19 protein-coding genes are annotated in these 24173 nt (G+C 35.0%); 1 reads left to right on the plus strand and 18 read right to left on the minus strand.

Translation table 11 applies throughout. From position 1 onward, the window contains the following. Positions 1–357: 357 nt before the first annotated feature. Both HMPREF0873_RS03965 and HMPREF0873_RS03970 read right to left on the minus strand, forming a co-directional pair. A complete protein-coding gene (locus tag HMPREF0873_RS03965; protein WP_008714483.1) occupies positions 358–2763 on the minus strand; it encodes a YadA C-terminal domain-containing protein in 2406 nt (801 codons plus the stop codon). Positions 2764–3027: 264 nt separating this feature from the next. Beyond that, entirely contained in the window at positions 3028–4071 is a 1044-nt protein-coding gene (locus tag HMPREF0873_RS03970; protein WP_038125593.1) for an inverse autotransporter beta-barrel domain-containing protein, read from the minus strand. A 419-nt stretch (positions 4072–4490) separates the two neighbouring features. Between HMPREF0873_RS03970 and HMPREF0873_RS03975 the strand changes: the two genes are divergently transcribed. After that, complete coding sequence (locus tag HMPREF0873_RS03975; protein ID WP_038125595.1) at positions 4491–5900, plus strand: YadA-like family protein; 1410 nt, start codon at positions 4491–4493, stop codon at positions 5898–5900. A gap of 593 nt (positions 5901–6493) precedes the next feature. Here HMPREF0873_RS03975 and HMPREF0873_RS03980 read toward each other — a convergent pair. The 16 genes from HMPREF0873_RS03980 to HMPREF0873_RS04055 all read right to left on the minus strand — a co-directional run bounded on the left by HMPREF0873_RS03980 (position 6494) and on the right by HMPREF0873_RS04055 (position 24082). Then, positions 6494–6820, minus strand: coding sequence for a hypothetical protein (locus tag HMPREF0873_RS03980; RefSeq protein ID WP_008714489.1), 327 nt, complete (start codon positions 6818–6820; stop codon positions 6494–6496). A gap of 66 nt (positions 6821–6886) precedes the next feature. Then, positions 6887–7963 carry an acyltransferase gene (locus HMPREF0873_RS03985; protein ID WP_008714491.1) on the minus strand — a complete coding sequence of 359 codons (1077 nt, stop codon included), beginning with the start codon at positions 7961–7963 and terminating at the stop codon, positions 6887–6889. A gap of 235 nt (positions 7964–8198) precedes the next feature. Continuing rightward, positions 8199–9254 (minus strand): NAD(P)-dependent oxidoreductase, encoded by a 1056-nt coding sequence (locus HMPREF0873_RS03990; RefSeq protein ID WP_008714493.1) that lies wholly within the window; start codon positions 9252–9254, stop codon positions 8199–8201. 5 nt (positions 9255–9259) lie between these two features. Continuing rightward, a complete protein-coding gene (locus HMPREF0873_RS03995; RefSeq protein ID WP_008714495.1) occupies positions 9260–10180 on the minus strand; it encodes an NAD-dependent epimerase/dehydratase family protein in 921 nt (306 codons plus the stop codon). Between the two features lie 13 nt (positions 10181–10193). After that, a complete protein-coding gene (locus tag HMPREF0873_RS04000) occupies positions 10194–11702 on the minus strand; it encodes a lipopolysaccharide biosynthesis protein (RefSeq protein ID WP_008714496.1) in 1509 nt (502 codons plus the stop codon). Between the two features lie 9 nt (positions 11703–11711). Next, positions 11712–12431 carry a 2-C-methyl-D-erythritol 4-phosphate cytidylyltransferase gene (locus HMPREF0873_RS04005; protein WP_008714498.1) on the minus strand — a complete coding sequence of 240 codons (720 nt, stop codon included), beginning with the start codon at positions 12429–12431 and terminating at the stop codon, positions 11712–11714. 16 nt (positions 12432–12447) lie between these two features. Then, positions 12448–13242: a phosphorylcholine transferase LicD gene (locus HMPREF0873_RS04010; RefSeq protein WP_008601799.1), complete on the minus strand. Its 795-nt coding sequence runs from the start codon at positions 13240–13242 to the stop codon at positions 12448–12450. A 12-nt stretch (positions 13243–13254) separates the two neighbouring features. After that, positions 13255–14256 (minus strand): polysaccharide deacetylase family protein, encoded by a 1002-nt coding sequence (locus HMPREF0873_RS04015; protein ID WP_008714500.1) that lies wholly within the window; start codon positions 14254–14256, stop codon positions 13255–13257. Then, positions 14253–15344 (minus strand): glycosyltransferase, encoded by a 1092-nt coding sequence (locus HMPREF0873_RS04020; protein WP_024062523.1) that lies wholly within the window; start codon positions 15342–15344, stop codon positions 14253–14255. Before HMPREF0873_RS04020 ends, HMPREF0873_RS04015 begins: the two co-directional genes overlap by 4 nt. Before the next feature lie 10 nt (positions 15345–15354). Further along, positions 15355–16116 carry a DUF4422 domain-containing protein gene (locus tag HMPREF0873_RS04025; RefSeq protein WP_038125716.1) on the minus strand — a complete coding sequence of 254 codons (762 nt, stop codon included), beginning with the start codon at positions 16114–16116 and terminating at the stop codon, positions 15355–15357. Then, positions 16106–17716: an O-antigen ligase family protein gene (locus HMPREF0873_RS04030; protein ID WP_008714506.1), complete on the minus strand. Its 1611-nt coding sequence runs from the start codon at positions 17714–17716 to the stop codon at positions 16106–16108. The genes HMPREF0873_RS04025 and HMPREF0873_RS04030 overlap by 11 nt, the downstream gene beginning before the upstream one ends. Positions 17717–17953: 237 nt before the next feature. Next, positions 17954–19054, minus strand: coding sequence for a UDP-galactopyranose mutase (glf, locus tag HMPREF0873_RS04035; RefSeq protein ID WP_008714508.1), 1101 nt, complete (start codon positions 19052–19054; stop codon positions 17954–17956). Further along, positions 19054–20493 (minus strand): undecaprenyl-phosphate galactose phosphotransferase WbaP, encoded by a 1440-nt coding sequence (gene wbaP, locus HMPREF0873_RS04040; protein ID WP_008714510.1) that lies wholly within the window; start codon positions 20491–20493, stop codon positions 19054–19056. Before wbaP ends, glf begins: the two co-directional genes overlap by 1 nt. 249 nt (positions 20494–20742) lie before the next feature. Next, entirely contained in the window at positions 20743–21936 is a 1194-nt protein-coding gene (locus tag HMPREF0873_RS04045; protein WP_008714512.1) for an O-antigen ligase, read from the minus strand. Positions 21937–22016: 80 nt separating this feature from the next. Next, on the minus strand, positions 22017–22955 hold the full coding sequence (locus HMPREF0873_RS04050; RefSeq protein WP_008714513.1) for a DUF535 family protein: 939 nt from the start codon (positions 22953–22955) through the stop codon (positions 22017–22019). Between the two features lie 41 nt (positions 22956–22996). Further along, the gene (locus HMPREF0873_RS04055) at positions 22997–24082 is read right to left on the minus strand and encodes a glycosyltransferase family 4 protein (protein ID WP_008714515.1); all 1086 of its coding nucleotides are present in this window, start codon (positions 24080–24082) and stop codon (positions 22997–22999) included. Positions 24083–24173 lie beyond the last annotated feature (91 nt).

The following is a 24173-nucleotide window of genomic DNA, read 5'->3' on the forward strand; positions in this document are numbered from 1 at the left end:
TATTCATGATTCTTCATCATATACTCATCCACGGCAATACAATATCAAAAAATTTCTATCTTGTAAACAACTTTTTCATCTTTTCTTCATTTTTGTCATTTATTTATTTCTATTTTAATACTTTTTAATTTTAAGAAATAAAATCTTCATCTTTCCTATTAAAATTTACGATAAATCCACATATCGGAATATAACGATTATTGTAATTACGTAATCAATTTCATATTTTTAGACTTTTCAGTTTAGTACTTTCATAGATAAGATAATTTTATATACAGAAAAATTATCACCTACAGGTACACGAAAAAGCCGAGGCCCTAGAGCCTCGGCTTTCACAATATAAATCATATATATATTCTATTTTTTATTAACCCTTACACGTTCAATAGTCGGTTGTCCTTCATGGTTCTTGGCAATAGTATCCACACGGAATAACGCCATTTCAGGACCAAATTCAGATACAAGTCGATCATCGACAGCAACACCGTTTTGAATAGCTCGGTACACAATTTGAGCAAATTCATAACGGGTCAACATACGATCCCCTCCGAATGTACCATCAGGATAGCCTTCCACAAGACCCCGTCGAGATAGATCGCTAACCGCCGCATATGCCCAGTGATTATTCGGCACATCAGGGAATAATGTGCTGTGGTCTGCTTTCATATTTGTTCCAGCCAGGCCATTCAAAAGAGCAGTCAACTTTTGAATCTGCGCATTTTGTACCGCTACAGTTTTCTTAAGTTCCAAAACTTCCTTACCGATAGCTACACGAGAACGGGATACATTACTGTGAGCACCTACTTTCACAGACATACCTGCATTTACAACGGTTTCGCCATTACCAACAGTAGATCCTACGCTAAACTGCAAGTCCTCATTCGGTCTGTAAAAAGCCCCCAATGCAGCGGCGTTGCCGTCATGATAGTGGCCATAACCAGCAGCAAAGTCCCATTTTGCATCAGGATCGAAATCCAACGGATGCAAGGCGGCAAGTGCAGCCGCTCCGGCCACAGATTTGTTAACCTTTTTATCGAGGCGAGCTACATTCCGCCCCATATTCGTTACATCCTGCTTGATATTAGTAATGTCACCCTGAATATTGGTTACATTCTTTTTAATATTGGTCACATCACCTTGTATATTGTTAATGTTTGTCGTGTTATTTGTAATCTGATTCGTTATATCATCAGATAGACTTACCTTATAATCTTTAGTAGTTCCGTTCGTCGTAGTTGTCACATTAATATGTTTACCTGCACTGACGGTAGTGGAGCCGTTCGCATTCACTTGATTTTGCAACTTTTTGAGCTGTGCCACATTCACCGCATCCGTATCCTTTGTGCCGGCTGCTACGGATGTAATCTGACGCGTAATATTGTTATTTGCATCACCGACAGATACGGCCGATTTAGTCGCCTTCCACGTAGAATCCGTATTCGTGGACTGTGCCTTTGTACTCGGATCATACCCAACGGATCCAGCTGCCACAGTAGCCTTCGATTCACTGCCCAATGCAACGCCGCCCTCTACGGTTACATTCGTATTATGTCCGACAGCGACCGCATTATTAACAGATGTCGTAGTCTTGCTGTCTGTAGAACCGATAAGAACCGCATGATTGACATCTTTTACCTCACGATTATCCCCCATCACAAGACTGTTCTTAGAATTAGTCACCGTATTTTCAGACCCTATTACGGTCGTATTGGACACCTTATCCGCCGTATTGTGAAAGCCCGTCAACATGGTATTCTCACTTTCTTTGCCTTGAGAGCCGGTCAATGTATTATTGACACCCATAAGTGCAGAGCGAAGTGTATAATCCGCCTTATTACCGCTACCAAATGCCATAGTAGAACCGCCACCGTTAGAATTTTTGACAGCGGAACGTAATGTCTCAGCTAATTCCTTAGCGGAATTACCTCCCGAACTTGGCGCTGAGATACGAGTTACAGAATTCGTTATTTCATTGCCAGCACCAAATACGAGAGACCCATTGGAGTTAAAGGTCCGATTAGCAATACCAACGATACTATTTGCAACACCCGAATAATAGCTACCCGTTTTTGACTCAACACTATTCAATGCACCATTAATGGTGGCACCGAAATTCTTTAAAGGATTTGCCAGCCGGCCGCCATTATATTCGCTAGAGATAATATTATATACGCCTGTACTTGTAGTGAAAGCCCCATTACTAAAGCTATTAGCACCAATTGTTGTAGCATATACGTTTAATGCATCTTTTCTTGTGGACGCACTATCTACAGTAGTATCACCAAGTTCCCCTTTATAATTATGAGATCCAATCATGGTACTGCCGGTACGAGCAAATGTATTGTCACCGATAGCGACACTACCTACTACCTTTGTAGGATCCGCAGGGATTCTAGCAGAAGAAAACAGATTCCAGCTATAGGTCGTTTGCCCCAACGCAAAACTAGCCTCTCCACCACCGGCCATATTTTCAACCTTTGCATTTTTACCGATAGCTATACTACCGCCCTGGCTAGCATAGTTATTAATACCTGCTCCATTGCCGATAGCTACATCACCTGTAGCCTCACTAGCACCGTTCGAATAAGAAATACTAGCACCTTTGCCAACGGCTACGTTTTCCGCCTTCGGTGCACTACTGCCCGTGCCAATAGCTACACCGTTCCCGCTGCCCAGTGTCATATCCACCGCTCCGGCCACATATAGGCTCGATAACAACACACCATTAATCAATACAGATAATATAAGTTTACGCTTGCTCATTTTATCCTCTCCATTCCCTAATGAATTCCACGTGTAACTTATTCTTCATTATAGATTCATGAATATTGTGCCACTCTTTTTCTATTTTGTAAACAAAATAAATTTTTATGAATTAATGTATAAAAAAAGGAACTGTCTTTTCATATCAGATGACAATCATCTAATACGATAAAACAGTTCTCTATGTTGCTTTTATCTAAAAAATAAATATGGATTCTTATGTTACTTTTATCAAAATAATAAATATATATATATCTCAATCTATCAATCAACATGCACCGTATGTTGGCGGCGCACATTTTCTAGCATATTCGCACGAACCGATGCTTTTGCATCCGATCGATGGTTACCACCAAACCATGCCGTATCAACCCCGGCTAGACGGAACATGATTTTTCCGTACGGACTGCCATGCTCATGCTCGGGCTTATTATATCCCATGTCCACGGAAATCCTCGGCGTGAGCTGCAACTCCGTACCGATACGCAAGCCATGCTTATCCTCACTACGCCGCAACTGCCAACGATAGGCTTCCATGTACACGCGCGCCCAACGGGCATTCTTAAAGCTAGTCCCATATTCCGCAGTATATCCGTTAGACACGCTCTCCAAGCGTGTCGCACCGTCAAGGGAACGCTCGCTGGACACACCGCGATACCAGTTCATGCGAAATGCACCGATACCCGATACATACTCCAGCCCGACACTCATGCGACTGTGATTACCTCTGAACCGATGGTCATAAAACAGATTACCACCGTAATAATGGTCATCGTTCGCTGCGATTCGGCGATAGCCGATACCCACATTCGCCGTCGTTCCTGTATCCGCTGCATTCGCCAACCTCTCCTGTGTAAACCACACATGACGAGATGTCTCATCATAGTAACCTAGTGGTTGCAATGTTTCCACACCGTACAAGGGCTTCCAGTTTTTCTGAAAGCGCAATGACACGACGGTTCTCTGCATCCACGGTTTTGCCTTCGATCCGTGCATTGCGGAATGAACACCAGTCATAACCACCGCCTGCAACGCAGAGTTGACTGCATCCGTATCGGAATAACGAGTCGTCTTTTTATCTGTGGAGTCCGGCATCTCCAATCCGCCCTGACCGATGACATGATCTGGAGTATGAGACGAATTAACATGGAATGTATCTGAGTCGTCAGATAAGGCGACCGTACTTTCACTATGAACTTGTTTTACCCTAGTCCCCTGTATAGGCTGCTCTGCTTTACTTACCTGCTCCCCCGATACAGGCATGACAAACATATAAAGGGCACTCATCAACACGATTATATATTTCATTACACACTCTTACGTACAAACACACTTTTCATTACGCACATAATTATTTATTTAATTATGTACTTAATACGTCATTACACACGATTACACTCGCCGATGACTCATGCTTTTATCATGAACAAAACATGAAATTATTTCTATTTTATATAAATATATAGAGGCTTGTCAATGCATATAGAATGCAATGTATACATATAAAATGCTAGAATACAATTTATAGAATAAATAAATATTTAAATTTTATAAATATGTGTCAAAGGTTTCTTATTAACTATAAATACCTATAGAATATATTGTATATTTATTGGAATTATGTGAATATTCTATTTACAATATACCTTTTTGGTATTATAGTAGCCATGTAAGTCTTTTTATGAAAGTTTTGTGAAAGTTTGTTTGTACACAAAGGAGTGTATACGATGAGTAAGAAACGTTTTGTATTAGCAAGTGTTGTAATGGTAGCTTTGTCCGCCTCAGTTTATGCGGCGCCGGTCAATATCGTTGATAACAACGGTAACATCGGCAAGGAAGGTCAAACTTTCACCGCAGGAACAGGCGGCAACATCACCCTCGGTGAGAATGCCGGTGCGGCGAACGGCAAGGGTAAGAATGTTAATGCGCAAGGTAATAACATAGCCTTAGGTGCAGCTGCTGGGGCCGGCTCATCAGGCGGCGGCAATATCAACCTTGGGGCGAAGTCCTTCCGAGGCAGTACTGGCGATTTTAACGTAACCGTCGGTTTCGCCGCAGGTAATGCAAGCCAGTTGACGAACTCCATTGTCATGGGGACTCAATCAGGGGAAAACTCCGCAGGTGATAAAAACGTGTGGATTGGTAATTTTCAAGGTGCTAACAGTAAGGCCAGCAATTCTGTAGCCATCGGCTCGAATTCAACAGTAAACGGTCAGTTCGACCTTGCCGTAGGGCATTATGTGAATGTAAAAGCCGCAAAAGGTTTGGCTGTAGGCTCTTATAATACACTATCAGAGAAAGCGACCGCATCCGGTGTATTCGGCCAGGGCGAATACGGTAAAACAGCTATTGATGCAGCCAATTCTTACAGTATAGGTAATTACAACCACATTTCTGGAGAAAACACCTTTGTTCTCGGCAATAATGTGACTACCTCTCTAAAAAATGGCGTTGTCCTTGGCAATGATTCCGCTGACGGCGATGTAGTCGGTACAGCAAGTCATACCTTTGAAAATGGTACTACCGTCAACTATGCCGGCACCGCCCCTGTATCAACAGTATCCGTAGGGGCTAAGGGCAAGGAACGGACGATTACCAATCTCGCAGCAGGTCGCGTGAGTGCTACCTCTACAGATGCGGTCAACGGATCCCAACTCTACGGCGTTCATCAAATGATTGATACCCTTGGTAAAAGTACAAGTCAACAGCTTAATAATTCTATTAGCACTATTGAAAAATCTGTACAACATGTATCTCAAGAGGTACAACGTGTTGAATCGGAATCCAATAAAGGTGATGCTCGTGCCGCTGCATTAGCTGCATTACATCCATTACCATATGATCCGGATAATCGCGTTCAATACATGGCGGGCTACGGTCATTATAAAAATGCAAATGCAGTAGCTCTAGGTGTAGGCTATTATCACAAAGATAATCTTTTACTCACCACAGGGTTTACGATGAACAATCACGTTATGGCCAATGTAGGCATCACCTATAGACCAGGAAAATCTTTATCTACTGCTATGTCCCCTGCCTCTTATAACGCACTAGAACAACGCGTACAAGCATTAGAAGCTCAAAATAAAGATCTACAAGAAACAGTAAAACGCTTAGTAGAGAAACTTGAAAAATAATAAGATCCCTTTATGGTAGTCCTATGACTACTTTCACAAAAACACACTAAAACCAAAAAGCTGTACACACATAATCGATTTTTGAACCGCCTTTGATGTTACATTCGTTTTGACATCAAAGCCGTTCAGTCTAATCTATGTATGTACAGCTTTTATGATTATTTATATGTAGTTATTATAATAATGTATTTCATCTCAATTTGACGATATATATTTTTATCCCTATAATATAAGTAGATAGCCAGACGAGTGGTTCCGTTAGGCTCATCTCAGAACTATAAATAATTGATGAAATGGCCTTTCAGTTATCCAGTTATTGGTAACGAAGGGCTATTTGCTTTTTCCAAAGCAAATAAGTGCTACTAGAGCTCCGAAAGCGATGACAACAGCCATTACTTGAAGCAGGAGCATGATTAGTTCATAATCACTCATAGACACCCCTCCCTTCATTAACGAAGAGAGGCCCAACCTCGCCGGCTATCCTAAGATAATTATATGGCGAACATATAAGCGAATCAATAAGAATCTATATATAGAAATATACGAAAGTATGTTAACAAAAAAGGCAGCGATTTAATCGCTGCCTTTTATTCTTATTTACGCGCCACGCGCATAGCTGCCATCATGCCTGGAGATTTCCAGACGGATTGGCCATTATCCGATACGAGTTTATTATTATCGTAAAACACGTCTGCATTGTAATAGTTGTCATCACTAGATGTCACTTTATAGCTAAGACCTGCTGTGGTGTACACTGTAAAGTTGAGTATATCCCCCACTCGCTTTACAGAGTCTTGATCTACATACCAGTTATTACCGAGATATGTCGTAGCATACACATCTTGACGAGCTTCTACATCGTTTGTGCTAATGCCAATTAATACAAGCAATACCGCTAACATATACAAGAATTTACGCATTATAATTACCTCCCGTTTTATGGTAAGAATACTTATATATTATACCAAAAAACACCGATAATCGCATTATAATGGCAGTACTTTCTCAACCCTTGACTGAATCCGGTCGAGGCTTGGCGTAATTGCTTTCATCACAGGTTTTTCTATGAAAGCTAACCGCACATAGTCTACGGTCATACCGACGACAAAAATGAGCGCCACTACAAAGATTGCATACAGAGGTAATACTATTGAATCATAGTACTGATACGTTGCCAATACATTGTCCCACATATAATGGAGGAATAGCTTATTATCATGCAATAGGTATATGCCAAAGGTAGTAGATGCTACCACATTAATCCAAGGGCGATAAGTGATCTTTGCTTTCAAAAAAATAATAAATAAGCCAATGCCTAATAGCAATTGAAAGAAGCCATAATCATTTTGCGTAAAGTAGAAAATCTGTTTCATATACACTGGATTTGTCATGGCTAGTACGTCGACAAGGATATCCCCTAGAAAAGCCCCAACAAAGCCTATGGCGCTAACAATAACACCCATTGTTCTTGTTAAATGTGAGCCGTACAGCTTAATGTACGCCCCCATCGAATAGAACACGATAAAGGAAAAGATATGCTTAAAGCCAAAGGTGGTATGCGGTACATTAGGCCACAGATTCAGCACCGTCGGTATTAAGAACCAAATTACCGTGGAAGCCACTAGGAGTATGACGTAGTATGTATGCTGTAGCCAATGAAGTACTCGATTAATAATAGGCGTTAATAAATAGAGTACTAAAAAGTTCTGGGCGAACCAACTCATGGCACCAATGGGCAATAAAGCGAGCATCATATTCCTTGACGTCACCGTATCGAGTCCTAAACCCATAGCCACGCCCAACATGGCAATGCTATAAAACCATATTTGCCCAACTAATTTGGCAAACTTGTGTAGCTTAAAACTACTAGAAACCATAAAATAGCCCGTTATCATAACAAAGGCAACTACACCAGCCTTACCTCCAAGTCCAAATACTTGAAGAAACACCTTATTAAACGTTAAATCTGGCGTAAAGGGGAAACAACCGTGCACACTGAAATGGTGCATAATAATTAGTATCATCGAAATGATACGCAACAATTCAATATTGCTCGCTCTCATTCTCTATACCTCATATTCTTCCTCTCAAACTATATGAATACTACGCCAACTAGTAACTACCTAGATGACTTGTATACATCATAAAATACATGAAATATATGAGAATGTTGTGACAAATTTTACACATAAAAAAGACAGCTGATATAATCAACTGTCCTTACAAATTATATATTACCAAGTTACTCTAATATACTTGTTTTTAACATATACGATTCGGTACGACTATTTTTTACCCTTATGAGATGTTCTTCTCATATTTTATATAATCAATTAAATTTCTATATCCTGTTACCATGTTAATCTTGGGTTTCCACCCTAATGACTGGATTTTTTCACTATTTAGAATAAATTTTACATCATGTGCATATCCATATTGATTGGCATTATCTGGTATATCAAATACCACGTCTATTTTACCCCTAGCGACTTCTTTTGCTACTAAATTTGCAATATCTTTGATACTTCTTGTTTCATTACTATTACATATATTGTATGCTTCTCCACATTCTCCTTTAATCAGTAATAGTACCAAAGCGGAAAGTACATCAGTTATATAACAAAAGTTTGATACAGATTGTCCTGCGGTATGTAAAGTAATATTTTTATTGTGCATAACACTTTTAGCAAATTGCATAGATACACGATTATCTAATAGTGAAAGACCTGGACCAAAACATTGTGCAACGCGAGCAATACAAACGGGCACATTATATTCATGAAAGTAAGCACTACAATAACATTCGCAAATGCGTTTACCCTCAGAATACGAACTTCTAACATCTAAATGATCAATATAACCTAAATCTTCTTCAGTCATATTTTGATAATCTACTTGCTGAATACCATATTGCTCCATAGAAGATAAATATACGATTTTTTTAACTTTATTCTTTGTTGCATATTGCAAGACGTCTAATGTTGTACTGATACTACCATTTAACGTTTCAACTGGTTGCGTAACAAAAAACTTAGATGTAGTAGGTGCTGCAGTGTGAAATATATAATCAACAGAATCATTACATGCAACAAGGCCATTAGTAATATAGGCTAACTGTTCTGAATTCTTAAGGTTAGAGAACAAAGCCTCTGCCTTTTCTATATTTCTCACGGAACAAATAATATTAATATCTGTTCCATATTTCATATTACTAACTAAAAATAATCGGGTGAGCATAGATCCTATGAATCCAGTTGTCCCCGTTATCAAAATAGTTTTCCCTGAAAGTTTAGATAAGAAAATATGAATATCTTTAGCAGTACGTTCCAACTCATAAGATAAAACATCATTCATAAATACTAGCCCTCTACTGTTTTAAAATACTCATATGTTTTTATTAACCCATCGTGTAAATTATATTTTGCTGTAAATAAAAGCTCTTTTTCTGATTTATCAGTTGCCAAAACAGAATCTCTAATATCGCCTAATCTAGGCTTATCATAAACTACCTCTATATCTTTACCGCTAATATTTCTAAACTCATCAACTAACAAATTGACGGAGCTTGAGATACCAGTACTTACATTATAAATACCTGTAACCTGGTGTTGCATACCTAAAATATTAGCTTCAACTACATCATCCACATATATAAAGTCCCTTGTTTGTTTTCCATCACCGTAAATAATAATAGGAGAGCCTTGTACAATCGCTTTAGCAAAAATACTAATAACGCCCCCCTCTCCACCATTACCTTGTCGTGGACCAAACACATTAGAATAGCGATAACATATATATGGTAATCCAAAAGCTTCATGATAAATACGAAGATAATGTTCTGTAGTTAGCTTTGTTAATCCATAAAATGAAGATGGATTTCCAATCATTTCCTCATTTAATGGTAATGTATCTAAATTACCATAAACCGCTGCAGAAGATGGCATCAAAAACTTTTTAACATCTAGTTTTACTGCTGCATTAAGTAAATTGATTAACCCTATCAAATTAATATCACAATCTAACATTGGATCACTCATAGATGTGGAAACTTCAGTTTGTGCAGCCTCATGAAATATATAGTCTGGACGAAATTCTTCTAAGACAGAGTATAACTTTGGGTCTCTAATATCCAATTCTACGAATTGTGCTTTCGAATGAACAAATTCTTTGTTTCCTGTATATAAGTTATCAATAACCTGTACAGTATGACCATCCTCTATTAAACGATCAACTAAATGAGAGCCAATAAACCCAGCCCCACCAGTTACAGTTATTCTCATTATTATCCCCTTCTTATAGCCTACTTTTTATTAAATCAAGATAAAACCTTAATTCTTTACTTCTAAAAAATAATATTCCCCATGCCACTATTATAAAGATGCTATTACATACAACCCCCAGTAAAAGCCCAAACCAGCCACTATCCAAAGCAATAAACTGTGATAAGAATTTACTGAAATAAACTAATATAAATGTAATTAGAGTATAACGGAAATAAAGTTTAAAATAACTAACCAAAGACCAACGTAATCCGTATTTAAACAAAACATATGGTTCAACTATAAAAGGCATACAAATCGTACTAATAAACATAGCCAATAACACGCCCCAAACATCAAAATATTGAACCAAAACAATGGAAGATCCTAAATTTATTAAGGCCTCTATTAAAGACATATATCTATTTTGCCAAAAGAGCCCCATAGCATCTTTAAATACTAAGACGCCTTTACGCATAAACATTAGATAAAAGTTGATGACCATCCAAAGCACTATACTTTCATCAAAACGATAGCTATTTCCTAGCCAGATGGTAATAAACGGATTTAATAAAAGGTACAAGTTACTACAGATAAAACAAGCCAAATAGGCTGTCATAAATTCTAATCTCTTGAAAATGACTAATTTATGAGCATCATCATGAGACTCATTCAAATTTCCTACAGATGCCTTTAGTGCATTAAATACCTGATCAGACAACTTATCGATACCATTAATAATCAAATAATAATTCGTATATAACGCAACAGCACTTAAACCTACAAATTTTGATAAAATAATATTTGATGTTCCAAAAACAGTAACACCACCAATTTTATGAAGTATTAAGGCCTTTATATTTCTAATAATACTTTGGTATATATCTTTATTTAAAGGCTGAATATTCTTTTCATTTAAGAACGAATATAAGTGATCGGCTTTTCTAGCTATTAAAAAATTCTCAGAAAAGGTCATACATATACGTAGAATAATATATACCCAAAAACTATGAGTTAAAATGACTAAGGCAATTTGGAATAAACTCCCTATCAGTTGAGTAATCCCTCTGTAATAGTTAGCTATATATTGTTTTTGGTCAGCTATAAGCAAGCATTTTTTATAAGAGTAAAAATAACTAATACCCGTATCAACAACAAAAAGTAAAAAGAAAATATTTAAATATGCAATATTAGGAGGTACCTTTATAAGATGTTGAACAAAAGGCGATATACATAACCCTAAGAATAGAATAAGTGTACCAATATAAATATATGCTTTTTTAAATATTCTCATGATTGATTTTGCTGTTTCTAAATCATGATTAGCTAAAGGAGAATATAAACTAAATATAATAGCTGGACCAATGCCCAATTCAGTAAGAGATAATACAGTCAGAATATTATCAAATAAACCATTCAAGCCTAAATATTCAATAGATAAATAATATAGTAATACAAAACGGATAATGAACTGTAATACCATATTAAATCCATATACAATTAACGTGGAATTTATGTTCTTAATAGCACTAACTGTCCGCATAATATCCGCCTACAATCCCATAATATTGAGGCTATTTTTTACTTCTAAATAAGCCTTAAATGTATAAAAATCAATAGGTGTTGTAATCTTAATATTCTCAGCTGGTCCTATTACTGTAAACAGTTCAGTCCCATAAAACTGCATCATAGATGCCGAATCTATGAACTCCAAGTTTTCAGATCTTGCTTTTTCATGTGCCTTATAAATATCTTTTAAATAGAAACATTGTGGAGCTTTGGCAAGTAAACATTCATCTCGAGAAAGTATTTTCCCTACATGAGAAAGCTCATTATCTTTTAAAACAATAGTTTCTATAGCTTGTGAAACAGTAATGGCATTGCCATATGTTTTTGTGGACGATATACACATATTAATTAGCTCATCAGAAATAATAGGTCTAACTCCATCATGTAGTAAAACTATACTATCTTGATCATATAGTCTTGAAGACTCTTGAATTCCAAGATAAATTGACTCTTGCCCTGTTTTTCCACCTGGAATAATCGATTTGACTTTATCCAAACTATACTTTTGTACTAATTTACTAACCTCTCCAATAATAGACTCTAATACTACCAAAACAATTCCATCAATATTATCATTATTTTGAAAGTGTTCTAGCGTATACACTAATATTGGTTTCCCATTAACTTCTAGCAATTGTTTCGGTGTGCCAGTTGAACTCATGCGTTGTCCAGTTCCTCCAGCAAAAATAATACCTATATTCATGCTATACCCCTATACATTAAATCTCATATGCTCTAATACTTGATATTTTACGTTTACCTTCTGGCGGTATTTCCATATAGTTACGACCATATAAATTACTTAAATATGTATCGTAACATGAAAAAACCTCTAATTTTAAATCTCTAAATTCTATAGGGACACGTTTTTCAAAAGCATCCTTTACCATACATTCAGCTTCACCATAAACGCCCCCAGTAATAGCTCCTACATAATCAGAAGTATTATAATCATACTGTTTTGCTAATTGATCTAATTTATGAGCCCAATATTTATATCCCACACATTTAGCAAAAATAATTAATATAGACTTGATAAATGCTCTACTAAATGATTTACCATGACCTAATTTAGCATCGCACAATTCGAGCATTTTACTATAAATTTTACGTTTTTTATAAATACTAACAACTTCATTTTTATCATTTGGTAATCCATCAACAGGCATAATATCCATAAATAAAAACTGATTAGCATTACTGTACTCATCTTCAATCTTGATATCAAGCTTTTCTAATCGCGCAAAAGGATATTTTGAGTTATTACGCTCAATAGATCTAAGCAGGTAATTGCTATGAAAAACCTTTGGAAATATAGTAATTAATTTTTCATAATCTGGTCGACTTAAACAAATGTCTATATCATCATCCCAAGGAATAAAACCTTTATGCCTAATGGCCCCCAATAATGATCCTCCTGATAGCGAATATTTAATATCATTCTCTTTACAAAAGGAATCAAACTCTTTAAGCATTATATATAAATGATCTTGAATTTCAGATATAGTCAACATTATAAAAATCCCCTAATTTTCAAACCATACTAACTTCATTTGTCGTATAAATTCATCTTCTGACCAGTCTTCAATGCCGAATCTAGGTATAGAAAATGGATTAGTATTAGAATGAAGCTGTGCTCTTTTAGTACTAACTGAATATGTGAATCCTAGATCTTGAACAATTTGTTCTGTTACTTGATCAAAACTTTCTTTATGACCAAAAGGATACGCAAAAATATCTATATCCGTATGTAACAAGTTCTCTAAAAAAAGCTTAGAAGATTGTATTTCTTGTATTTGTTCTTCTCTACTAATTTGTTTCAACGCTGGATGATGAATAGTATGCGCTCCTAATGTAACTAACTGACTTTGATATAACTCTATTAACTCCGATGAGGTCATAGTTCTATTATTAGGATTAACCTTCAATCCATAAGACTCATACCATCTGTCTAACATCATATCTCTTTCATTAGGATGTAGAGAAAAAAGCATATGGTGTAATGTATAAAAACTATGTAATCGCTTTTTATCATCAGATACATCAAATATATGTCTTTGATTTAATATATCTAACTCAATTGATTCTCGTAGATTTTTATTTTCGAATAAAACAGTTTCTAATCGATCCCACCAAAACTCTTTACCCGTATCTACACCGCCAGATGTTATAAAAATCGTCGCTGGGACTTGATACTTTTTTAAAATTGGAAAGGCATATTTGTAATTATCATAATATCCATCGTCAAAGGTAATAATAACAGATGGTTCCTTTATATCATTGCGTTTTAAATCATTAAAAGTTATTACATTGTAGTGATTTTTTAAGATTCGAATATGTCTCTCAAAATTATCAGGAGTTACATTAATATTAAATAAATCACGATTCAAATAATTAACTCTATGATAAAGTAAAACAACTACTGGCTTATCATAAATATTATGGATTAAATTAATTGGAGCCAATCTTTTTCTATAAATAGATCGAATCCATGGTAGATTCTCTTTTATATAACCTTTAAGACTCATTGTTTTCCCTTGTATATATTTTCAATCTTCTTTATAGCAACACTGGAGTCATAACCTAACTCTTTAATTCTAGCTCTATAATCAATATATTTATTCTTACCAAATTTAGATATAATCTCATAAGCCCATGGTTTAGGATTATCAATTGGTAGAGTCCTACATAAATCAGTTAACACAACCTCTTGTGTAATCGTATCAGATACTAATATTGGTATACCTAATGCTTGAGACTCAATAGCAATTAGGGGTAGTCCTTCAAATAAAGAAGGTAATATCATAATATCTATAGCTTGCATAATATCCACAGTGTTATTTACATACCCCATAAAAATAACCTTGTCAGATATAGCTGCTGATTTTACAAGACTTTCAATCTTATGACGTTCTACACCATCCCCCAAGAGAAATAAATAACTATTAGGATTTTGTTTTAATACCTCTTTAAATATATCGATAATAAAAGGATGATTTTTAACAGGCGTAAAACGACCAATATGTCCTACTACCAATGCATCCTTAGGAATGTTGAATTTTTGTCTAACCTCCAACCCTAGATTTATATTTCTATCATATAAATCTAAATCAATCGCATTATGTAATAAATAATATGAATCACTATCTATACACTTTCTAGGAAACATCCATTCTGAGGCCTTAGTAGAGCAACCTACATAAGTATCAACCAAATAAGGTAATAAAAATCTTCCAACCTTATGTAATCCTGTCTTTAGAAAGCGTACGATTTTTCGATTATCATCTATACTAGAGCTATGCGCATGTAAAATAATAGTTTTAAATCCAGCTAATTTAGCAATCAAAATAGGAATAATATTGACATAAGATTGATGAAAGTGAATGATATCTTTTCCTTCAGAAAGCAGACACTTCATTTTTTTATAAAACTGAATAGTATGATATGGTCTACTAACCGTCTCTACATTATAATTTACATCAAAATTTTGAGGATCATCATAACTCAGTAATGTTAATTCAAATTCTTCTTTATCAATCATTCTATATAATTGAAGAACATAAGATGTTAAACCTCCCATATCTTTATCTATAGGAAGTTCTATTACCTTTATCATAGTCAGTATATTATCTCCCAAATAATTTACGTTTTAAAAATAATCCACCTTTTTTAATCCAATTTTGAGGTTCCATGAAAGATACATTTTGTTCTTTATAGCTAATATTATTAGCTTCAATCCATACATCAAGCAAGATTTCGCTAACAAAACCATAGATACGCGCTTCATATGTATCATAATCAGAAATATCAACACGTTTTTCGATTTCTTCTAAGATGGAAAACATCCATTCACAGTATTGATCAAATAAATCTCTACGCATCACGAACATGTTGAACATATGAGCCCAGGTGCGATTGCATACCTTTGTGAAAGCAGCGCTATATTCGGGATATTTTTCAGCGATGATTTGCTCTGCCGCATCTAGTCCTGAGCTATGGTGGGCATTATTATAGTGAGAACGATTGGACTCAATATAATATTTACGCTTATCTGCTACTACTACAGGATATTGTGAAAGCAGATTCTCCCATTCTGCTCCCGTTAAAATTTGATTCTTTTTGTCCTCCACAGAGCGTACCTCTTTACGTGTAAAGTAACGTCTGTAATGAACGAGACCAATATAATCCGCATCAAGATTTTTCCACGCCCAATAGAGACCCGTCAATTCACAGTAATTTGCATTCTTTGAAGATATATTATCTCCTGTATGATCCCCTGTATAACCAATATCAGCCTTACCGTCTCGTCCTACATGAATCGGCATATAAACAGAATCTTCAGGCATCCAATATTGTTTATGTGTTGCTACTAAAATCTTAATATTCACTAATTTCATCCACCTTATTACGATATGAATTTCTCGTATATACTAATGCATAACCAAACCCTAATAATATCCAAAAATAATACAGTTCATTTAAAGTCATTCCTATCCCTGTCAACAAAGACTCTATATAAGCAATTGTAAAAAATATGATCCATATATCTTTTGGATTTTTAAATACATAAATAAGCAATCTAACTAATAAGAATGCAATAGGTCCCATAAACAATACAAAACTTATGATCCCTGTTTCCGATAAACGAGAGGTATATTCTCCTAACATGGGAATAGAAATATTAATTAGGCCCTTATTTTTAATATTTTCAATCCACATTTTTACTTCCGCACCATTTAATGTATCTTCATCTAAATGATTCAAAACATATGGGGTACGTAACCCTTGTCCAATTCCTAATAATGGATTTTCTTTGAAAATATCTAGGTCAGCTTTCATAACACCATATCTTTGATTATTACTTCTCCTGTCTTTTTTAGATAGTGAAGAAATATTATTTTCCCCATAAGATTTAATTTCATTTGCAACCTGCTGAGTTGATATATTTTTAACTGTTCTACTAGTTGTACTTTTAATAGAAGTATCTTGTACATAAAGAACATTAGATGTATATACTATATTTCCTATAAAAGCTAAAAGACCTATTAAAGTTACAAGAACTGTATGTACTACAAATTTTTTGTTTCTAAACTGAATACAAAGTGCCACTACAAGCAATATGTGATCTATTATCAATAAAACAGTTGCCGTTCTACTATTTGCCAATAAAGTGATCATTTCTAAAAGTAATAAAAGAATAGAGGAAAAGATTAGCAATTTCTTATTTTTAGATGAAAAAATAACATTCCATATAAAAGGAATTGTAATAACAGTATAAATACCTAGAAAGGACGGCTCTGGGAAAAGAGAACGAAATTGTAATTCAGGCCAAAACAATGGTGGCCACCAAGTATTATTAATCTCAATAGCATGAACAATAGGCCTTATATATGTTAATAATGAGAGTGCCCATTGTTGTTTACCAAAATAAAATAGTTCAATGACACCAAAAATAACAACTAGAGTAGCAGAAATTAATGAACCCTTACTTACTATTTTCAAAATTGTTTCCGAACGATCTTTATACCAATAGAAAATTAAATAAGAAAATCCAAATGTAAAAATAAGTTGAGTCAAAGAGTTCTTTAATACTCTAAAACCAAAATGAATGACCGATAAAGTATATTCACTAAAAGCTTTATTAAATATAAATTGATTTATGACTTCCAATTTATGATTTATATAATTAGTGCCAGGAACTAAATCATAATAAGGGAAATTAATTAAACCATGAATTAAAGATACAGTAATACTGAAACCTAAAAAAACTATATATAATAATTCTTTCCAATATAAATGGTATTGACGTAGACTATACCTTTTTAGCCATACACTATATACTAAACAAATAAATAGTGTATAAAATGATGCTTTTGCTGAAAACTCGCCCCCCAAAAAACCTACTCGTAAAAACATAGGAATTACAGGGAATATTACAAATATAAAACTTAATCCTATTAAACTATCAATATATTTATTACTAGACATATACTCTCATCCTACTACTCTCATCTTATGATTTCAATTATATTAACTTGGAATTACCAAAGAAAGATGGGCTATATAAATATCCATTAAATCAACTAGATTAAAATGATTACTCATTTAGATAGTCTCATACAATGTTGCATAATATTTAGATAACTAAAATACAATTGCGATTAACATGACCAACAACAACTAAAAATATAGCAAAACCCTTTAGCGAATCTAGCCACTCCATTCTCATTCCTGAAACTCCTTATTACATAGTGCTAAAGCACTAGCAATGACTTTATCCATATCGTAATATTTATATTCCCCTAAACGACCACCAAAGATAACATTGGAAATCGTTTCGGCCTTTTTAACGTATTTAGCATAAAGATCTAAATTCTTCACGTCATTTACTGGATAATACGCTTCTTCACCAATTTTCCAGTCTTTTGGATACTCTTTTGTTACATATGTAACAGGCTGTGTACCAAATTCAAAATGCTTATGTTCAATAATACGAGTATACGGAATTTCTCCTTCCGTATAGTTCACCACCGCAACACCTTGATGATTTTCCTCTTCGAGACGCTCTGTTTCAAAGCGAAGACCACGATATTCTAATATCCCTTCAGAATAACCAAAGTATTCATCTATAGGGCCTGTGTAGATAATCTTATCTGCCAAAGATTCGTATTCATTCCTATGTTTAAGGAAATCTACACCTAAGCGGACTTCAATGCCTTCTAACATGCGTTCAATCATCTTAGTATAACCACCCATAGGAATACCTTGGAAGCGATCATTAAAATAATTATTATCGTATGTATAACGCACAGGTAATCGTTTAATAATGAAAGCTGGTAACTCTGTACATTTACGGCCCCATTGTTTTTCCGTATACCCTTTGATGAGCTTTTCATAAATATCCGTACCTACAAGACTAATAGCTTGCTCTTCTAAGTTCTTTGGCTCCCCTGATATAGCAGCTCGTTGTTTAGTAATGATATCTTGTGCCTCTTTTGGAGTTCGAATATTCCACATTTTAGAGAATGTATTCATATTGAACGGCAAATTGTACATCTCGCCTTTATAGTTTGCTACAGGACTATTTACATAGTGATTAAACTCAGCAAATTGATTGACATAATCCCACACATGTTTCAAGGATGTATGGAAAATATGAGCACCATAGACGTGAATATTGATATCATCTTTGCTTTCACAATATAGATTACCTGCTATGTGATTGCGACGGTCGATGACAAGTACAGATTTACCACGCTTGTGCGCCTCATGAGCAAATACAGCACCAAATGGGCCTGCCCCAACTACTAAATAATCGTATTTCATTAATAGGCCCCTTTCGATTTAGCAACAGCCAATACAGTTTTCAACAGATATACAATATCAATCCATACAGACCAATTATGCACATACCAAGAATCCATGAGAACTCGTTCTTCATAGGTGGTATCACTGCGACCACTTACCTGCCAAACACCAGTAATCCCTGGTGGTACAAGGTAAAAGTCATTAATATAGTCGCCGTATTTTACAATTTCATCTCGAACAATAGGTCTTGGCCCTACGAGGCTCATGTCCCCAACGAGAACATTCCACAACTGTGGCAATTCATCAAGACTTGTCTTTCGAAGGAATTTTCCGATTCTTGTAACGCGAGGATCATCTTTCAATTTAAAATCTCGCTCCCATTCTTCACGAGCAGCTGGATTATCTTTTAGATATTGCTCCAAAGCCTCTTGTGCATTTGGCACCATGGATCGGAATTTATAACAAGAAAATGATTTCCCACCTTGACCAACGCGTTTATGTCCAAATACGATAGATCCTGGAGAATCTAAGTAAATCAATATAGCAATGATACCGAGAATTGGTAAAATCAAAAAGCCACCACATACCGTAGCTACAATATCAAAAATACGTTTGAAAACACGGTTAGATTTGCGTGCTAGGTTATTTTGCACACGCAATACGACGGCTTGTTCTTCCATCATGCCACGTGCTGTAATATTACTGGCTGGTAAACCGAATAATTCAGGAACAAATGCTACTCGTTTTACTAATACTTGTAATCGATTAATCAAGGATACTAATTTTTTAGACTCAAGTCCCGGAGCACAAATCAGTACAGTTTGAACGCCTGTATCTTTAATAACGCTTTCTACATCTTTAAAGGCTCCAAGGCATGGATATTCTTTAGCGATGGATGATGATTTAGGATTATCATCTACATAACCAATAATCTTATAGGTAGTAATCGGCATACGCTCTAATGATCTCTGTACAAGTTCTGCTGTCTTTCCCGCCCCAACGAGAAGAATCGGAATTGTTAAATATCCTGCTTTTGAAAGTAATTTTCCTACAATAAAACGCTCGCTAAAGATAAATACGAGCATACATATATAAGCAAAGGCAACAAATAAACGAGACACATCATTAATAACATGTCCTGTGTACATGAGAACAATCGATACGACAACCCCTATGGTAATGCTGCGAAACAAATTTTTCATCGTATCCCAATAAGGTGTTACCACAGAATAGACATTATTAAGCAACAAGATAGTTAAAAATACGATAGGCACAATACCATATACGTAAATTTCTTCTACCTTAAAATTTGAACTTACTGGTAAAATTGATAAGTTTAAACGCAAATAATAGGCTGCTAATATCCCCAAAACAATAGCAATATAATCTGCTATAAGTACTATGAGCTTACTTATAAATAACTTTTTATTATTGTTATTACAGATAGAACGATTCATACTAATACCCCAATTATAAGAAAAGGTTGTTTTCTTAATCTCAAAATATTAAGAAAACAACCTCTCTATCATACGAATACAATGTACCAATATTTACATATATTGTATCATATTTAAATATATAAAACTATAAAAAACATAGATTTCACCTATCTTTTATGTAGTTATTTATTCTTTAAGTCTATTTAAATCCTACTTAATTGTCTATTAAATAGTAGTTAGATGCCTTCCAATACAGCTATATAATTCTCAATTATCCCGCAATTGAAGCATAATCCCCATAACAACCCAAAAAATGCGAATACCCGATGAATTACCCCAAGTATAATCAATAGATCCAAATAAAAATAAATAACTAATAAAACCTACAATGATTGATAAATCATAAGGATTTGTAGATATAATATAGCTTTTTACTGATTTATAGATTGTGAAAATTGAGAATCCTAAAAACCCAATTAGACCTAGTATGCCAGATTCAGAGGCTATTTGTAACATATTATTATGAGAATGACCTAAGTCTTGGGTTTCTTTTTCTGATTTATACTGCTCTCGATATGTTTTCTGCCACAAACCTGGACCAACACCAATTACAGGATGATCCATAATCATTTTTCTATCCGACTCCCATACATAGATACGGCCTAAATTTGAGCCATCAGTAGTTACATTAAAGGTGCTTTCAAAACGAGCCATATAAGCTTGATTACTAGTAAATATAAAACTGATTCCTATAGTAGCCACAAGAAGTACCAATAAATAACGAATGTTAACAAAGGAATAGCGCAATGTAATAAGTACACCATTAATACCATTAAATAGCCAAGAACCACGGCTTTGATTGCCTAACATTCCCAACACTATACTAAATAAAGAGAATACAGCTGATTTTTTTACATAAGAAGGAAATGTTTTATCATAAACAGTAATTAAAGCTAATGAAAAAGCGAGCGTTAACAACATAGCTAGCCCCATCATAGAGCCATTAATGACACCACCTGCACGACCCTCTGTTCCTACATTATACCCCAGTAAATATTGTACAAAGGCAGATAGAGCATCGATGCCTATATACACAAAAAATATTGATAAAATAGTATATAATTTGCGAGAACTCTTGATAAATAGCAAGATTGGTACGATAATTAAAATCTTCCAAATCCAAATATTAAAGAAGTACTTAGTCGTCACTCGTATATTATCACTAATAAATGCAGACGGTAATATACATAACAGCATACCTAAGTACGCCCATCCATATTGGCGTATCGAATTTGGTATAGAAACTTCATCTCTTTTATACCACCATGTTAAAAGTGTAACGAGTACTATAAGTCCATAAATAAAATTACCAAAAGCCATAGATGACCGCGTCGTACATATCATAATTGAAATGAGTACAGTAAGTATCATTTCATAATTCTTAAGTATCCAAGATTTCATACTAACACCCTTATCCCCTTATTGTTATTATCTAATAATTAAGTATAGTTACGACTTACATATAACGTATAAATGTATACTTATTTTATTAAATTTTTCATATGTTCTTGAATTTCTTGTTCATATTGATCGAGTAATTCATAGCGTTTACGATATTGGCTACGTTTTTGTGACTTTATCTCCTCAATAGGCTTACGATATTCCTCTAAAGGAATTTTGAAAAAACGTTCATCACTACATAGTACACCGCCAGATTCCTCCCACAATGAATCTAGCTCAGCTACCTTTGCACGATGACCGCGAACTAAATGAGTATTCGCATAAAAGCCTTCATCAGATACAGCGTAAATAGATTCTACCTTACAAATGGCTGCAATATGACGTAATAGGAACATGATAAAGTTTTTTGGACGATAGCCAAACATCTTTTTTGTAACTATTTTAGCATTATCAAGACCATCTTTATAACCTTGAATTGTACCAATCCACATAGCAGATTCCCCATTAAAGCCTTTGCCAAAGCGAAAATTAGCATGGTATACGCCCTGCTTACCCAAGGTGAGTAACAAGGTCAAAAAACCTTCTTTACGCTGACCAGGTCCATAATATAAACGGGCCACCATATCAAGGTCTTCTGATTCCCATACGATAAAGCCACGATTCATACGACTTACATCATCATAAATATTCTCTGGATCTACAGAGTACATTTCACGAATCGCCTCATCTGTAAATATATCTTTCAAATAATCAAAATGATTAACAATGGCCTCTAATCGTTCCTGAGGTGTAGAACTTTTAAACAAGAAAAATCTTGTCATCAACTCAAATAAACCAACTTGACGATCTAATAGTGTTAAATCAGGCGTGTAATTTGCAAAGTAGTTCTCTAGCGCCTCTATTTCTCGTTTATTTCGTATGGAGCGCATTGTATGTAAAAAAGTACGACGTGTTTCCCTCCAACTACGCTTTCCGTAAATCTTACGACCTCGTTGCCATTGTGTTTGTAAATATCCCATCTCTTACTCCTATCCACTAATACAACTAACAAACTTTATCATTAATGATTAGTGGAGTGTAAATTATCTATAATCGCAACTAATTCATCAGCTACACGATTAATGATGAATCGTTCCTCAACAACACGTCGTGCATTTGTGATAATACTTGATAAATCTACCGCATCACTCATCACATGCTCCATCGCTTGTTGTAATGTATGTTCATTCAAAGGATCAACAATAAATCCAGATATACCATCGTCTATAATTTCTCTCTGAGCCCCAGATCCACTCGTAATGACTGGTACACCGCAATACATAGCCTCACAAATAACAAGACCAAAGGCTTCACGCGTTACAGTTGGCAATAACAAACAATCAATTGATCTATATAAACCTTCAATATCAGGTGTAAAACCTATAAATTCAGCATAAGAATGCATGTAATGCGCATCTATATAGTCTTTAAGTTTTTTGATTTGATCCTCTGTACCAGCCCCCGATATAATCAACCGAATATCTGGATTGTTTTGATGAATCTGTTCAAGAGCACTTAAAATCAGATATAAACCCTTACGTTCTGTAATACGCGCACTATATCCAAATGTAGTAACTTTAGATTTCATTGGCACATTATCTGCAAATGAAAGAAATCTATTTGGATCAATACCATTATAAACAATATAATATTTACTAGTATTCTTAATAATAGGTGTCATAAGGTCATCATAAACGAGTTTAGATACACATACAAAGGCATCTACTTGTGAATTGATCCATTTATGATACATATCTATTTTACCAGGTACAAGATTATGTTTAATAAACATCAATTTAGCACCCGTTAACTGCTTAAGAGCAATACAGAATAAGATATATTTACCAGAGTGGCATACAATTGTATTAATTCCTTGTGCTTTCATCTGTTTGGCTACTGCATTAACAGATAGAAAACCCTTCAAAGTATAGAGATTGGCAGTCATCACATGGCCGACTTGAGCATAGCGAGATTGCATCTCTTCATTTGATTGGTCTACTAAGGTATAAGCAGCCCTATGTCGTTGTTGTAATTGTTTACAAATATCATATACATATTGTTCACCACCGCCCCAAATTTTGGCGCCTACAATATTGATTATAGACATAGGTTCCTCCTATCATATACAGATCAATACACATATAGTGGCATCCATTGATGTATTCGAAATAATGTTTACATATACATCAATAGATATC

The sequence above is a fragment of the Veillonella sp. 3_1_44 genome (genome assembly GCF_000163715.1).
Classification (GTDB): domain Bacteria; phylum Bacillota; class Negativicutes; order Veillonellales; family Veillonellaceae; genus Veillonella; species Veillonella parvula_A.

Bases quoted from the DNA above. Each gene is read 5' to 3' on its own strand.
- glf (WP_008714508.1), bottom strand. From the start codon at position 19,054: ATGAAATACGATTATTTAGTAGTTGGGGCAGGCCCATTTGGTGCTGTA.
- HMPREF0873_RS04045 (WP_008714512.1), bottom strand. From the start codon at position 21,936: ATGAAATCTTGGATACTTAAGAATTATGAAATGATACTTACTGTACTC.
- HMPREF0873_RS04000 (WP_008714496.1), bottom strand. From the start codon at position 11,702: ATGCGGACAGTTAGTGCTATTAAGAACATAAATTCCACGTTAATTGTA.
- wbaP (WP_008714510.1), bottom strand. From the start codon at position 20,493: ATGAATCGTTCTATCTGTAATAACAATAATAAAAAGTTATTTATAAGT.
- HMPREF0873_RS03970 (WP_038125593.1), bottom strand. From the start codon at position 4,071: ATGAAATATATAATCGTGTTGATGAGTGCCCTTTATATGTTTGTCATG.
- HMPREF0873_RS04050 (WP_008714513.1), bottom strand. From the start codon at position 22,955: ATGGGATATTTACAAACACAATGGCAACGAGGTCGTAAGATTTACGGA.
- HMPREF0873_RS04005 (WP_008714498.1), bottom strand. From the start codon at position 12,431: ATGAATATAGGTATTATTTTTGCTGGAGGAACTGGACAACGCATGAGT.
- HMPREF0873_RS03965 (WP_008714483.1), bottom strand. From the start codon at position 2,763: ATGAGCAAGCGTAAACTTATATTATCTGTATTGATTAATGGTGTGTTG.
- HMPREF0873_RS04020 (WP_024062523.1), bottom strand. From the start codon at position 15,344: ATGATAAAGGTAATAGAACTTCCTATAGATAAAGATATGGGAGGTTTA.
- HMPREF0873_RS04055 (WP_008714515.1), bottom strand. From the start codon at position 24,082: ATGTCTATAATCAATATTGTAGGCGCCAAAATTTGGGGCGGTGGTGAA.
- HMPREF0873_RS03985 (WP_008714491.1), bottom strand. From the start codon at position 7,963: ATGAGAGCGAGCAATATTGAATTGTTGCGTATCATTTCGATGATACTA.
- HMPREF0873_RS03995 (WP_008714495.1), bottom strand. From the start codon at position 10,180: ATGAGAATAACTGTAACTGGTGGGGCTGGGTTTATTGGCTCTCATTTA.
- HMPREF0873_RS03990 (WP_008714493.1), bottom strand. From the start codon at position 9,254: ATGAATGATGTTTTATCTTATGAGTTGGAACGTACTGCTAAAGATATT.
- HMPREF0873_RS04010 (WP_008601799.1), bottom strand. From the start codon at position 13,242: ATGTTGACTATATCTGAAATTCAAGATCATTTATATATAATGCTTAAA.
- HMPREF0873_RS03980 (WP_008714489.1), bottom strand. From the start codon at position 6,820: ATGCGTAAATTCTTGTATATGTTAGCGGTATTGCTTGTATTAATTGGC.
- HMPREF0873_RS04030 (WP_008714506.1), bottom strand. From the start codon at position 17,716: ATGTCTAGTAATAAATATATTGATAGTTTAATAGGATTAAGTTTTATA.
- HMPREF0873_RS04015 (WP_008714500.1), bottom strand. From the start codon at position 14,256: ATGAGTCTTAAAGGTTATATAAAAGAGAATCTACCATGGATTCGATCT.
- HMPREF0873_RS03975 (WP_038125595.1), top strand. From the start codon at position 4,491: ATGAGTAAGAAACGTTTTGTATTAGCAAGTGTTGTAATGGTAGCTTTG.